Origin of the sequence: Gemmiger formicilis (assembly GCF_024462815.1) — a bacterium.
Lineage (GTDB): Bacteria > Bacillota > Clostridia > Oscillospirales > Ruminococcaceae > Gemmiger.
Genome location: NZ_JANGCG010000032.1, coordinates 1 through 13742, shown reverse-complemented (window position 1 = coordinate 13742; position 13742 = coordinate 1). Strand labels below are relative to the sequence as shown.

General features: G+C 52.6%; 11 protein-coding genes and 2 pseudogenes. 7 read left to right on the top strand and 6 right to left on the bottom strand.

Annotation, left to right across the window (positions count from 1 at the left end; all coding sequences use genetic code 11):
- Window positions 1-107: 107 nt before the first annotated feature.
- The 4 genes from NE623_RS14170 to NE623_RS14155 form a co-directional block, all read right to left on the bottom strand.
- Entirely contained in the window at window positions 108-383 is a 276-nt protein-coding gene (locus NE623_RS14170; RefSeq protein ID WP_256273451.1) for a hypothetical protein, read from the bottom strand.
- Window positions 380-1555 (bottom strand): tyrosine-type recombinase/integrase, encoded by a 1176-nt coding sequence (locus NE623_RS14165; protein ID WP_256273449.1) that lies wholly within the window; start codon window positions 1553-1555, stop codon window positions 380-382. Before NE623_RS14165 ends, NE623_RS14170 begins: the two co-directional genes overlap by 4 nt.
- A gap of 41 nt (window positions 1556-1596) precedes the next feature.
- The gene (locus NE623_RS14160) at window positions 1597-1737 is read right to left on the bottom strand and encodes a hypothetical protein (protein ID WP_256273448.1); all 141 of its coding nucleotides are present in this window, start codon (window positions 1735-1737) and stop codon (window positions 1597-1599) included.
- Window positions 1738-1927: 190 nt separating this feature from the next.
- Window positions 1928-3007, bottom strand: coding sequence for an AAA family ATPase (locus tag NE623_RS14155; protein WP_256273447.1), 1080 nt, complete (start codon window positions 3005-3007; stop codon window positions 1928-1930).
- A gap of 552 nt (window positions 3008-3559) precedes the next feature.
- Between NE623_RS14155 and NE623_RS14150 the strand changes: the two are divergent.
- Window positions 3560-3640: pseudogene (locus NE623_RS14150) on the top strand (DUF2188 domain-containing protein); the annotation flags it as partial.
- 39 nt (window positions 3641-3679) lie between these two features.
- Here NE623_RS14150 and NE623_RS14145 read toward each other — a convergent pair.
- A pseudogene (locus tag NE623_RS14145) lies at window positions 3680-4177 on the bottom strand (NAD-dependent epimerase/dehydratase family protein); the annotation flags it as partial.
- A 204-nt stretch (window positions 4178-4381) separates the two neighbouring features.
- Between NE623_RS14145 and NE623_RS14140 the strand changes: the two are divergent.
- A complete protein-coding gene (locus NE623_RS14140) occupies window positions 4382-4915 on the top strand; it encodes a TetR/AcrR family transcriptional regulator (protein ID WP_256273446.1) in 534 nt (177 codons plus the stop codon).
- A gap of 91 nt (window positions 4916-5006) precedes the next feature.
- Window positions 5007-7448 carry a glycoside hydrolase family 3 N-terminal domain-containing protein gene (locus NE623_RS14135; protein WP_256273445.1) on the top strand — a complete coding sequence of 814 codons (2442 nt, stop codon included), beginning with the start codon at window positions 5007-5009 and terminating at the stop codon, window positions 7446-7448.
- 100 nt (window positions 7449-7548) lie between these two features.
- Here the strand turns inward: NE623_RS14135 and NE623_RS14130 are convergent, their stop codons facing one another.
- On the bottom strand, window positions 7549-10620 hold the full coding sequence (locus NE623_RS14130; protein ID WP_256273444.1) for a glycoside hydrolase family 3 C-terminal domain-containing protein: 3072 nt from the start codon (window positions 10618-10620) through the stop codon (window positions 7549-7551).
- Window positions 10621-11192: 572 nt separating this feature from the next.
- Between NE623_RS14130 and NE623_RS14125 the strand changes: the two genes are divergently transcribed.
- The 4 genes from NE623_RS14125 to NE623_RS14110 all read left to right on the top strand — a co-directional run bounded on the left by NE623_RS14125 (window position 11193) and on the right by NE623_RS14110 (window position 13542).
- Window positions 11193-11405, top strand: a complete 213-nt coding sequence (locus NE623_RS14125; protein ID WP_256273443.1) for a helix-turn-helix transcriptional regulator — start codon at window positions 11193-11195, stop codon at window positions 11403-11405.
- Window positions 11406-11698: 293 nt separating this feature from the next.
- Window positions 11699-12766 (top strand): phospholipase D-like domain-containing protein, encoded by a 1068-nt coding sequence (locus NE623_RS14120; RefSeq protein ID WP_256273441.1) that lies wholly within the window; start codon window positions 11699-11701, stop codon window positions 12764-12766.
- A 73-nt stretch (window positions 12767-12839) separates the two neighbouring features.
- Window positions 12840-13094 (top strand): DUF4160 domain-containing protein, encoded by a 255-nt coding sequence (locus NE623_RS14115; protein WP_227594502.1) that lies wholly within the window; start codon window positions 12840-12842, stop codon window positions 13092-13094.
- Between the two features lie 13 nt (window positions 13095-13107).
- Complete coding sequence (locus NE623_RS14110; RefSeq protein WP_256273440.1) at window positions 13108-13542, top strand: helix-turn-helix domain-containing protein; 435 nt, start codon at window positions 13108-13110, stop codon at window positions 13540-13542.
- Window positions 13543-13742: the final 200 nt, after the last annotated feature.

The following is a 13742-nucleotide window of genomic DNA, read 5'->3' as shown; positions in this document are numbered from 1 at the left end:
TAGAGCGTTCGGCTCCGACCCGGAAGGCCAGAGGTTCGAATCCTCCCGGTCGCACTTAAAAAGCGCATTGCAATGTATTTTTGCAATGCGCTTTTTTTATTCTGATTTTAGAATAATTTTAGCAGCATATCATCTGCCGCATCGGTGTACTGACCTTTTGATAGTCGTTCATTTCTCAGTTGATTCAAGGTGGTTCTCATAAGGTGAATTTCTTCTGCTGAGAAGTTTGCTCTTTTATCGGCTGAGAGAGAATTGATTTTCAGTATCAGCTTTCCAACTTCTTGTGTGATATGCCCAAGTGCCCTTTCTCGATAGTAATAGGGTGCCAGCGCTTTCAGCAGAATACTTTTGTTCGCGCGGGTCAGCTTGATTTTTCTCATCATAATCCAATCGCCTTTCCAAGTTTTTCCTGTGCCTTGCGCTTGTTCTTGTCAAATGCGTGGGCATAAATATCCAGCGTTGTACTTGCTTGCGCATGGCCAAGCAGACTGGCCACGGTGCGCACGTCCACTCCCTGTGCAATCAGCAGGCTGGCGTTCGTATGCCGCAAGCTATGCACATTCAAATCCAGCGGCAAGTTGTTAGCTTTCAGAATCAGCTTGAACCTATAAGTAAATGTGCAGGGATTCATCGGCTTGCCGTTAGGCTGGCGGAACAGGTAGTCATCCTCATCCACAGTTTCATTTGCCGTCTGCGCTCTATCCCACTCGCACTCCTTGCGCCACGCCTTGAGCAGTTGGCACATTTCCTTGCTCAGATATACTAGCCTGTCCCCACTGGCTGTCTTGGGGTCTTTGGTAATAGATTCTTGGTGACTTAACTTTACCACACTTCGCTGTATATGAAGGGTACGCTTTTTCCAGTTAATGTCACTCCATTTCAGCCCACAGGCTTCACCCCTGCGCAATCCAGTGGCAAGCACTAATTTGAAATAGGTTTCATATTTCATGCTCTGTCCCTCGAATGCTGTAATCAGTTTCTTTACTGTTTCCTCATCAGCTACGGGGCGTTCTTTCTTCTGTCCTTTGGGCTTATAACATCTCCATGCAGGATTGTGGGTCAAATAACCCTCGTCCACAGCCGCCGACAGGATGCCGCAGAGTGTGTTGTGTAAGCCTTCGACCGACTTCTCGGACAGGTTTCCTCTGCCGTCCAAACGTGGGCTGTGCCGCATTTCTTCGTAAAATTCTCGGATGACTTCCTTGCGCAGATCCGTCAGCTTATAGTTACCCAGCGCTGGTAAAATCCTGCGGATGTCCTGCAAATCTCTGCAAAATGTAGAATCAGCAAGTTTCTTCGGTCCTACATCAGCTACCCAGTGTTCAATGTACTTTGCCAGCGTTATGCTTCGATTGATGGGTTCCGGCGTATGCTGAACCTCGCGTTCAAATAAGATTGCCTGTTCCCTTACCCACTTTTCAGCTTGCTTCGGTGTATATTCCTTGGGTGGCTTAACGGTCTTTTGAACTGATTTCAGTCGGTTTCCCTCATAGTTATACCCACGGGATACTACAATCAAGTAACTGTTACTGCCGCGCTTTCTGATAGATGCCATGTTTTGCACGCTCCTTAGTGTTATTTTATTGACCTGCGGTACTACAAAGCATACCGACAACTGCGACAGAAAGCCATCACCACACCTAACAATCTTTCACCCAAAATTCCACCTATTACTGACAAAAACGGCACCGCCATTTCTGACGGTGCCGCCATCGCTTTTACCTGCTTTTCAATCATTTTAACCCGTACTTCCGAGCCAACATCGTCACCTTTTTCTTCTCAGTGACGCTGACGCGAACGTTGATTCCAACACTGCGTTTTCTCATGCGCCAACGACCTCACAGGGGTTCGGGGCTGTCCCCGTAGGCTTTTCGGCGGGTTGCCCTGTGGCAACACTTCGCCCATGCTTGCTCTCCCTACGCGATCTTTATGACGCTAATGACGCTGATGACGCTGTTTGTGAGATATCCCATTTGAAAAGCTGGGTTATGTCAATTTCAGCGTCATTAGCGTCATCTGCGTCATTTCCGTCATGAGAGAATTTCATCTGCCGTGCCTGCGAGGTGCGATGGGTTTCATATCGGATTCCTCTTGGGGTGAATACGGTATCGTAATGCTCCACGATTTTCCGGGTCAGCTGGTGGGGCAAAACGCCCTCGATATCGGCTGCAGAAAGCAGTTCGGTGGCTGTGCCCTGCCAAATGCCAACACGGTCAATGTAATCTGTCACTTTCCAAAGGTAACTCGGCACAGCATTAGCGACAATCTGTTCTGTGCTTTCTTCCTCATCAAGAATCCAAACGCAGTTTTCTTCGTGCAGACGCAGTGTTTTGTTGTCCATATCGCGCCCGGTCACCAAGATGCTGGCGGTCTGACTCATGCGTTTGCGCTGCATGACCCAGCTGGTATCGGACGCACCCATCAAACCGTTGGAGCCTGCAATCTGCTGGAATGGATCGTCTGCGGCTTGTTTGCGCAGATGGTGGATCAGCAAAATGCAGACATTGTACTTGTCTGCCAGTGCTTTTAGTGCGCTGATTTCCTTGTAATCGCTGGCATACATACTGTTGTTCTGGTCGTTGGAACGAACCTTTTGCAAAGTATCAATGACGATCAGCCCGGTGTCCGGGTGCTGATAGAGGAAACTTGTGAGCTGTTCTTCCAGCCCCTGCCCTATGCTGCTGCATTCCGTCTGCATGACCAGCCGTTCGGGGGCTTCTTCGCTGCCCACAAGCTGGAGAAGGCGCTTTTGCAGGCGGTTAAAGGTATCCTCCAGCGAGAGATAAAGCACGGTGTGCGGCTCAATTTCGCGTCCCCACATGGGCTTGCCCTGCGCGACCTGCAAACACAGCCACAAAGTCAGCCAACTTTTGCCCGCTTTGCTGGGGCCGGCAAACAGCGCCAGACCTGCCGGGAGCAGATCGGGGATGATCCATTTGACCGGCGGCAGCGGCGTGGAGAGCAGTTCTTCGGCGGAGATCGTTTTTGGAAGTCTTTCATAATTCATTCGCATCGTCCTTTCTGTTTTGGTATATATCTATTATCTCATACTATCGTCTTTTTGTGTGTAGTAAGTTTTATTCTCCAGTGTTAAGTTGTACGGCTCACGCCGCCCCACAGCCCCACAAACGCGCCAAACGGCGGGTTTGCGGGTGATGTCGCGTCCGTGTGCGACGCTGGGCATCCGCCCCACACGGGGCGTGTTAGGGCGTGGGAGTGAATCAGATTTGATTCACTTTTACCCCTTGCCCCCTGAATAGTGAATCAAATCTGATTCACATGGCGGTCCGCGTGCGTATTTCGCACAATTTGTCTGTTTTGCGTTTGTCATATGTTCACGCCCCTTCTGAATTCGCATTGTTGTTTTGTGTAACTCTCTTGAATATACTTCCCGGAGAGAAAAAAGAGCCCGGAGAACCTTACCGATTGGGTAAGGTTCTCCGGGTTCTTTATATATTTTCTCTGTTTTATCCGGGCGTAAGGGTACACTTTTCCCACCGTGGGCTAGGGTCTGCCTTGACCTTGCTGTGCGCCCCACCGGGAAAGTAAAGTACCTCTTATGGCTCGTTCTACTCATCATGTCGTTCACAATCCCAATGGTGGCTGGGATGTAAAACGTGGCGGAGCTCAACGCTCCAGTGGCCACTATTCCACCAAGGAACAGGCAGTAAATGCTGGAAGACAAATCAGCCGAAACCAGCACAAGCTGGCTGGCCATTGCCTTACTCTGGCCGTAAACGCCAAGGCTTTCCTCGGGCACAAAGCATTCCGGCTCTTTCATCCGCTGACCATGCGGCAGTTCCTGAATGGCTCCCGTGCTGCCCACATAGACGAGCTTTTTGCATTCCGGGTGGGCGAAACACTGGTCGATGATGTTCTGTGTGCCCTGCACGTTGACTTTCATGACCAGCTCACGGCGCTCATTACCGAGTGCTACCATACTGGCGCAGTGCAGCACGATGGTCTCGGTGTCCGGCGCAACGCTGAAAAAGCGCTCCAGCGAGGCTGTATCACACAAATCGCCCTCGCACTGCTCGATTTCCCTGGGGATATACTGGGCAGTTTTATCGCCCGGCAGAACCAACGCTCTGCCGTGTAAACCGCGCTCAACAAGTTGGCGGCAAACCTCGCCGCCAAGGTAACCGGCCGCGCCTGTGACAAGATACAAGGTTTTCATAAAACTGCTCTCCGTAATAGAATCATTTAACTCCCGAGGAGATATCCAACTACAGTTGCATATCCGTCCTGCTGGTGTTATACTACCATTATCGGATTGCCTTAACAATCAGCAACTTTTTGGGGAAAAGATGCTTATCCAACCTTTTGCACCAAATACGTTGGATAAGCGCCGCCTTGCAGCAAAATTGACGGAGGATCAGCCATGGATTTACGCATTAAGAAAACGAAACGTGCCATCCGCAGCGCGTTTTACGAGCTTATCAAGGAAAAGCCGCTGGAAAAAATCACCGTGCGGGAAATTGCCGAACGGGCCGAGATCAACAAGACTACCTTTTATGCCCACTATGAGACGGTCTATGACTTGGTTGACCAGTTGGAGCAGGAGGCTGTTGCCGAGGTCATCAGCCAACTCAACACTGCACAGGGTCTGCTGAGCAGCCCGCGCGCCTTCGTCAAGGAAATATACACCCTGCTGAGCAAAAACCAACTCTGTACCGAACTTTTTTCTGCACCGGCCATGGCACAGTTCACCGCCCATCTTCGCAACGCCATTCTTGAAAAGGTAAAGCAGGATGGCATTGACAGTACCCAGTACGAAAACATCGGTGCGGTGCTGGTTTTCATCTTCAACGGCATTGCGGGGCTGCAAGCCTCCGCACCGGAGCTGGCAGAAGCACAGCTGGACACGATTGCGACTTTTGTCGAAGGCGGCGTCAAGGTCCTGACAAATGCGTAAGCTTTCCTAATTATTATCTCAAAACACGAAATGTTTTCTCCCATGCCTGAGGATATTTCTTGTATACTATTGAAAAAGAAGGATGTTTCCCATGAAAAATACCACTGCAATGGCCGATTATGAGCTGCGCCACATCGAAGCGCTGCGCAAAAATTTAGCGGGCTGCACCGTACTGCTGAAAAAGGACGGCAGCTTCCCGCTGGAAAGCCCCTGCACGCTGGCCGCTTACGGCAGCGGCGTGCGCCGTACCATCAAGGGCGGCACCGGCTCCGGTGAGGTAAATTCGCGTTACAGCGTTTCTATTGAGGAAGGGCTGCAGGATGCGGGCTTTACCCTGACCGGCGCAGACTGGCACACCGGCTATGAGCAGGTGCGAAAAAATGCACACAAAGCCTTTTTGGCGCAGCTGAAAAAGGACGCCAAAGCCGCCAAACTGAACTACATTATTTACGGCATGGGCAAGGTCATGCCAGAGCCGGAATATGACCTGCCGCTGGACGCCGAGGGCGACGCTGCGATTTACGTTGTTTCGCGCATTTCCGGCGAGGGCAACGACCGCGCACCGCTGAAGGGCGATATCCGCCTGACGGATTCCGAGGTGCGGGACATTCTGGCGCTGGACAAAAAATTCAGCCGTTTTATGCTGGTGCTGAACGTCGGCGGCGTGGTGGATCTTTCCCCCGTTATGAGCGTGCGCAACATTCTGCTGCTGTCCCAGCTGGGGGTCGAAACCGGCAGTGCGCTGGCGGATATTCTGCTGGGCAAAGCCAACCCCTCCGGCAAGCTGACGACCACTTGGGCAGCCTTTGAAAACTACCCCGCCATGCCCGACTTTGAGGACATGAACGAAACCCGCTACCGCGAGGGCATCTATGTCGGCTACCGCTACTTTGACACCTTCGGCAAAAAGGCGCTGTTTCCGTTCGGATACGGGCTTTCCTACACGGAGTTCCGCCTTGGTTCCCCTGAGGTGGAGGTAAACGGTGCGCAGGTCACTGTGCGTACCACCGTAGAAAACATTGGCACCGTGGCGGGGCGGCAGGTCGCGCAGGTGTATCTGAGCAAGCCTGCCGTCAAGCTGGATGAACCCAAGCAGGAGCTTTGCGCCTTTGCCAAAACGCGCGAGCTTGCCCCCGGCGAAACGCAAACCCTTACCTGCAGCTTTGCCCTGCCGGAGATGGCAGCCTATGATGCCGGAACCGCCGCATACCTGCTGGAAGCGGGCGATTATCTGGTTCGCGTCGGCGTAAGCAGTGCCGAAACCGTCCCCGCCGCCGTGCTGCATCTGGAAAAAACCGTCACGACTTTGCAGGTCAAAAATGTGCTGGGCAGCACGGATTTCACCGATCTTGCCCACCCCGCCGCCCCGATCCGGCGCCCGGAAAACGTTCCGGTTCTGGAGCTGGATGCCGCCGCACTCAGCGGCGCGGTCGTTGCCTATGACCGCCCTGAGGAAATTTTGCCCGAGGTGGACGCCCTGAGCAAAGAGGACGCCGCCCTGCTTTTGATCGGCGATTTTGACCCGAATGCCAAGGGGTTTGCCTCGATGATCGGCACGGCGGGTCGCCATGTCTGCGGCGCAGCGGGCGAAAGCTGCGACAGGGTCAAGGATTTTCCCCCCATGATCATGGCGGACGGTCCTGCCGGTCTGCGCCTTGCGAAGGAGTATTTTGAGGACGCCAAGGGCAAGCACGCTGTCGGCAATGCCTCGATGCCGGATTCCATTACCGAAATGCTGTCCGGTCCGATGAAATGGGTGATGAGCCTGATCGGCGGCAGCGGCAAGCCGAAGCGCGGCTGTGAAATCAAGACCCAATACTGCACCGCCATTCCCATCGGCACCGCGCTGGCGCAGAGCTTTGACACGGAATTTGTGCAGCAGTGCGGCGACATTGTCGGTGAGGAGATGGAGCGTTTCGGCGTGCATCTGTGGCTCGCCCCGGCGCTGAACATCCACCGCTCCATCCGCTGCGGACGCAACTTTGAATATTACTCCGAGGATCCGCTTGTTTCCGGCAAGATGGCAGCCGCTATGACGCGCGGCGTGCAGGCGCACAAGGGCTGCGGCACGACCATCAAGCACTATGCCGCCAACAACAAAGAGTACAACCGCACCCGCAACAACAGCATAGTTTCCGAGCGCGCCATGCGTGAAATTTACTTAAAGGGCTTCGGCATCTGCGTGCGGGAGTCCCAGCCCAAGGCGGTTATGACGTCCTACAACTTGCTGAACGGCACCCACACCGCCGAGCATCGCGGGCTGATCATGGACATCCTGCGCGCCGAGTTTGGCTACGAGGGCATTGTTATGACCGACTGGGTCACGCCGATGACCGGGGACGCGCGCTCTGCCCACCGGGATTCGCAGGCGCAGTATGTGGCGGCAGCGGGCGGCGACCTGTTTATGCCGGGCAACAAGGGCGATTACGACAACCTGCTGCAGGGCATCGACAGCGGCGCCGTGACACTGGAACAGGTAAAGATCAATGCTTCCCGCATGGCCAGAATGGCGCGGACGCTGACACAAGCATAAATTCGCACAAAAAGGGGAGTTGCCGCATGGGCAACTCCCCTTTTGTTTTTCCGGTTCCGGACCCCGCCCGTTGCGGTAATAAGTCCGCCCGGTCGTCCGCTTACTTTGCAGCTTTTTTTGCAGCCTTTGCCTCCAGCTTAGCCAGCTTGCGCTTGCTCGGCTTCCATACGCGGAAGATGCGGTAAACAAGCAGCACCAGCAGCAAAGCAGGAAGGATCGTAAGCAGCACACGAAGTTGCTTGTCGGTCGGCGTACCCACCAAGGTGCTGCCGGGCATAGCACCGTTCATTGCCTTGGAGTTTGCAACTGTGTACAAAATGCTATGGGCTGCCTTTCTGCCGTAGTGGTAGTCAGAAACGCTGTCCTTATCGAAGGTGAACTGCGTGTCCTTCAGATAGCGCAGGCTGCCGCTGCCGCCGGCCTCGATCATCTGCCGCGGGTCCATACGTCCCAGATAACCATTTGCGTCCGTGATCACAAAGCCGTTAAAGCCCCACTCGCCGCGCAGCACACCGGTCAGCAGATTGTAATGACCGCCCGTCCACGTTACGCCAATGCGGTTAAAGGATGTCATCAAGGCATTGCAGGCAGGAATGGTCGTGGTGGCGTTCTTGTAGCTTCCGTCATCCTGCTTTTCCAGATAGTTCAGCTCAACCGGGTCGAGCTTCATGCACATTTCAAAGGGCTTCAGGTAAATCTCGCGGATCGCCTGTTCGCCGCTCCATGTGGCAGCAGCGGCATCCGGACCATCGCCGCGGTGATTTTCCTGATCATTCAGGGCGAAATGCTTGACAAAGGTGTACAGACCCTTTTTGGCGGCTTCCTGTACGGCGGCAGATGCCATGCTGCCGGACATAAAGGCGTCTTCCGAATAGTATTCGTTGTTTCTGCCGCTGAAGGGGGTGCGGTGGATGTTGGTGGCAGGGCAGTACCAGCCCACCGTGCCGGCGCCAAGCAGGGCGTCATTGCCAAGCAGGCGGCCGAATTCCAACGCCAGCTCGCGGTTCCAAGTCTGTGCGGTCACCTCGGCGCCGTTAAATGTTGCGCCGCCGGCACTGCCAAACATAAGACCCGTAGCGGAATCGGCATCCATGCAGTACGGTTTGCCGACATTTTGCAGTTCAGGGGTGCCGTAGCCGGAGGAGCTGATCAGGGTCTGGTAATCACTGGGCGTCAGCTGATCCAAAAGGTCATCCCACAGGGGGTCGTCATACGCCTTGCCGCGCAGGTCGATCAGACCTAAGCCGTTCTTGGCACCGTAAACGATGGTGTCCGTAAGCGTGGCAGGGTCAGTCGGGTTGCCGGAGTTTCTTTCCACCATCGTGGCAAGGAATTCCGCCGAGGCGGTTTTTTTGTACTCATAGCTTGCCGGGTTGCCGTCGGCATCCGTGCCGTTGATCTCATTGCCCCAAGTGCTGATAACATCGCTTGCTTCGCCGCCGTGCTGCGGGAAGGTCCCCGTCCAATCGCTGCGGGTCAGCAGTGTGAAATCGCCGCGCGCCGCATCGAACTGGTTGGTGATCTCCGTGCCGGTCTTGGTGTCAACGGCGTAGGTCGCTGCATCAAACTCGGGCTGCGTATATACGGCCGTGAGGTCGGCGTTGCCGTCCTCGGTCATACCGTCCGCCACGGTGTAGCCCTTGGCCGCCAGAATGTTGTTGACGGCCTTATGCGCATCCTCGGCTGCGGTGATGTAGTAATCGCCCGCATCCAGAATATAGGTTTTTGCCTTGTTGGCATCGTAGCTTTTCAGCTGTTCCTTGTCAAAGGTCGCCGTTACGGTTTCGCTTGCACCCGGTTCCAGAATCGAGGTCTTGGCATAACCGACCAACTCGACTGAGGCTTTCTCCACACCGTTTTCCTTGTCGTACTCGGTGTAGGGGCTTTGGGCGTAAACCTGCACCACCTCTTTGCCTGCCACATCACCGGTGTTCGTTACGGTAACGCTGACGGTGCAGGTGTCGCCGGACCAGGTGGCGGTGTAGTCCTTCCAATCAAAGGTAGTCAGGGACAGACCGTAGCCAAACGGATACTGTACGGTTTTTAAGTAATCATAGTCCCCCGCATTGCCGGACTTCATAACGGCATCTTCGTAGCGGGTTTCGTAATACTTATAGCCGACATAGATACCCTCGGCATAGTTAAGGAAGCTGTGGGGGGTGATGTTGCCTTCCTCGTCAAAGTAGTAGTAAGAGCCGTAGTTCTGCGCGGCAGGGCTGCTGAACGCATCATAAGCGGCAGTGTCCACCAGATGACCGCTGGGGTTCACATTGCCTGCCAGAATGTCTGCCACGGCATTCAGACCGTAGGTTCCCGGCAGACCCGTGTAAAGCACGGTGTGGATATTCTCGTAGTTTTCTACCCAGCCGGTTTCCATAACGCTGGGGCTGTTGATCAGAACCACAACATCCTTGAAGTTCTTGTTCAGATAGTCGATTATGCCCAGCTCAACGGAATCAGGTTCCAGATAGCTTTTGGTCTTATCCTCCAGAATGTCCGTATGGTTATACATGGAGCGCGGCATATCGCGTCCTTCACCAACTACGCGGCTCAACACAAAAACGGCCGTTGTGTCCGCAAAGGTGTCCGTCAAACCTGCCTCACCGGTGATAACATCAATAGAGCATTCGTTCAGGCGGAAATCCTCCGCCGCGCCAAAGTTGATGGAACCGGGACCGCGGGTGTACGATTTTCCGTTGCCCGTGCTGTAAAAATCCCACAGGGCATCGTTTACCGTGAATCCGCGGCTCTCCAAAGCGCTTTTCAGCGTCAGGTTGCCGCCCACATAACCGCCAACCAGATAATCCACGCTGGAATGGCTGAACAGGCTGAATTTTGTGCCGGCTGCATAGGGAAGATGCTCGGTGTCGCCCTTGAGCATGACCGTGCCTTCCCCGACAATTTGCTCGTTCAGTTTTTGCTGCGCGGCTTTGATTTCGTCAGCGCTGCTGTAATCGGCCTTGTTGTACTCCAAATCCAGATTGCTGCCCTCTGCGGGGGTTTTCCATGCCTGCTTGTACCCCAAGAGTTCGTTGACCATTCGACCATAGGTGGGCAGCAGTGTGTTTGCCAGCACCAGTAGGACCGCCATCAGGACCGCCAAAATGGACAGGATCGCGGTGTGCAGAATGTGTCCTGCCATCTGCCATGGCGTAAGCTTTTTTTTTTGCATTGTTTTCCTCCTCGATTTTTGTTTTCACCGTTTCCGGCAGGGTTCGGTGTGGAACTGCTATTATAGTAGCAGATTTCCGGCTTTTTGTTTCACAAATTGCATAAGCTGTTGTTTTTCGTACATAATTTGCATTTTGCAGGGAAAATGAGGTAAATTTTGTTGTGAAATTGCACAAGTTCCAGCGGGAGCCTTTGTACAGGTTGCCACAGGGTTTCTTTTGACCTATGCTTTCCGTGGGCATGGGTCAGCGCGGCGCACCGTATAATAGTACTTATATTATAAAGGAACCGCATGAGGATGCGAACCCAAAAATTACGGAACAGGGATAAATATTTTTGAAGTATCGCATAACAGAAAAATATCGCCCTGCTCCTACGATGCAGAGCGATATTTTTGTATGATTTGCACTCCTACTGCGGGAAATTACTTTTTGTTCTTCCGGAATTCCTTTTGTCCGCGAATCGTACCGCCCTCATTTTCTGCGCTAAATTTTCTCATTCGCTGTTTATGGTAAAGACATTTTTCGCTTTTGGGTGTAGAATAAAAGCATCACAAACACGGAGGCGTCGCGCATGGATATGGTAAAGATGGGCAGGTTTTTGGCAGAACTCCGCAGGGAACACCATTTTACACAGGCAGAGCTGGGCGAAAAACTGGGCGTTACAAACAAAACTATTTCTCGTTGGGAAACCGGCAATTATATGCCGCCTGTTGAAATGCTGGAACAACTCAGCACCTTGTATGACCTGAGCATCAATGAACGAATTGTATTCTCACGGCTGTAAGTTTTTGCATCATCTGCAGCTTTTGAGTATGCCGTATTGCTGCCTTTATGAAAGGAACATCTCGTTATTTTCATTTTACACCATCATGTTCTACACGGCAAGATGTAGTTTTTTCTGTTTCTAAGCAACCCCTAAGCCTGAACAGGGAGTGGAACGGAGATTGCCTCTTGAATATGACCGTTTCTCTCGCCTTGATGATTGTTGTATGCTGAACGCTCTGCCGCGATTTATATTACGTTTACGGGTTGACTGCTACACCCAAGCGCGACGACGGGCAGGAGCAAAAAATCTTTATGCAGTTTGGTCCCATCCGCTACCGCTATACAGCCAAAGACCGCGCGGTTGCGCAAAATGTACGGCATTTTGTCTACCCGCGTTTTACGCGCTTGTTCGCGCCAAACGCAAACAAACTCAGCTACAATCAAGCCCGCCGTGCCGTGGTGGGTAGCGCGGTACGCAATGAACTGATTCTGACAGATGTGGTTTCCTGTCTGCAAGCCGGCCGCACACCCTTGGTGCTGACCAAAGAGAAAGAACATGCGGCGTTTTTGTACGCACAGCTGAAACCTAAAGCCGACCATACTCTTCTTTTGCAGGGCGGCAGCAGCGCCAGACAAAAAGAAGATCTGCGCGCCGAAATGCGGGCAGTTCCTCCAAACGAAAGTGTTGTGCTGGTGGCCATCGGGCAGTACATTGGCGAGGGATTCAACTTTCCGCGGCTGGACACGATGATGTTGACGAGGCCCATTTCGTGGCAAGGCAACGTGGAGCAATATGCGGGTCGTTTACACCGCGATTACGAGGGTAAGCGAGATGTTATCATCTATGACTATGTAGATGCGCACATTCGTGTGCTGGAGTCCATGTATTACAAGCGATTGTGCACCTATAGGCGTATAGGATATGAAATTCTTGCTGCTCCTAACGAGGAAAAGCAGACTGTCAACGCAATTTTTGACAGCGAAAGCTATCTGCCTGTTTATGAAAAAGACTTGATGCAGGCACGCAAGAGCATCTATATTGCAAGCCCCGGATTGAACAAAAACAAGGTCCGGCGATTGATTGCGCTGGTAGAGGAGCAGCAGACTGCCGGGGTGATTGTGACTGTCATAACGCAACCTGCCGAGAGTTACCCCCAGACTCGCGTAGAGCCAACCAAAGCGCTGCAAACTGCGCTGACGGCGGCGGGGATTTACGTTGTGCCACAACCCGACCTGCACACCCATTTTGCAGTTATTGATCAGGAGATTGTGTGGTACGGCAGTACCAACCTACTATCACGCGATAAAGAAGATGACGGTCTGATGCGTATTGGCAGCAGGGATGTGGCGCTCGAGTTGTTGGAGGAAATAGGTCGATAGTTTGGCAAACAGGATTTACACCGTTGACTTTTTCACGGTATCGTGATATAGTGATAGTAAGGAGATGATCGACATGCCAGTATTATCAAGATTCTATGGAATTATCATTCGTATGTATTTCCTGCAGAGTGAACACAATCCGCCGCATATTCACGCCATCTATAACGATGATGTTGCAGCCATTGACTACATGACAGGTGAAGTTCTTGAAGGCTATCTTCCTCCGAAAGCGCTGGCTATGGTGCGCGAATGGATTGCGTTGCATAAGGATACTTTGCAGGAAATCTGGGAAACGCAAGAGTTTAAGAAAATTCCGCCACTGGAGTAAGGAGGTTTCTTCTATGTTCCATAAGGTTAAAAGTGTATCACCTCTCCCTGATTATAAACTGAGTGTCGGTTTCAGCGAGGGAGTCGTAAAATTATATGACATCAAGCCTCTGTTTGAAAAGATTCCTGCTTTCACCTATCTGAAAGAGCACCCCGAAGAGTTTGCCTGTGTCAGCGTTGATGTCGGCGGCTACGGTATTATCTGGGGCGATGAATTGGACTTGTCCTGTGATGAATTATGGGAGCATGGTGAGCAGGTCAATACACCTTTTGATGGATTGATGTCTTTCGGGGATGCAAGCGAATTGTGGGGACTGAGTGAAAGCACTCTGCGGAAGGCTGTTTCTTATGGGAAACTTGCGAACGGTGTAGATGTCTGCAAGTTTGGCAAGCAGTGGGTCGTATCAAAAGCAGCTATGAAAAGAGCCTATGGCGAGGTTAAGCAGTAATTGCGTCCCTGTCGTCCGCCTAAAAAGTTGACCACCATTTGACCACTACTGCGCAGTGACACCACAAAATGCCAGAAAAGCCTGTTGTGATAACCGACAACAGGCTTTTTCCTGTTTTGGCGGCAAATGTGCAGAACCAATAAAGTTCACGTTTCATCGTCAGTCTATACCACCCTGTCGTAGTTCTCCGACAACTGCGA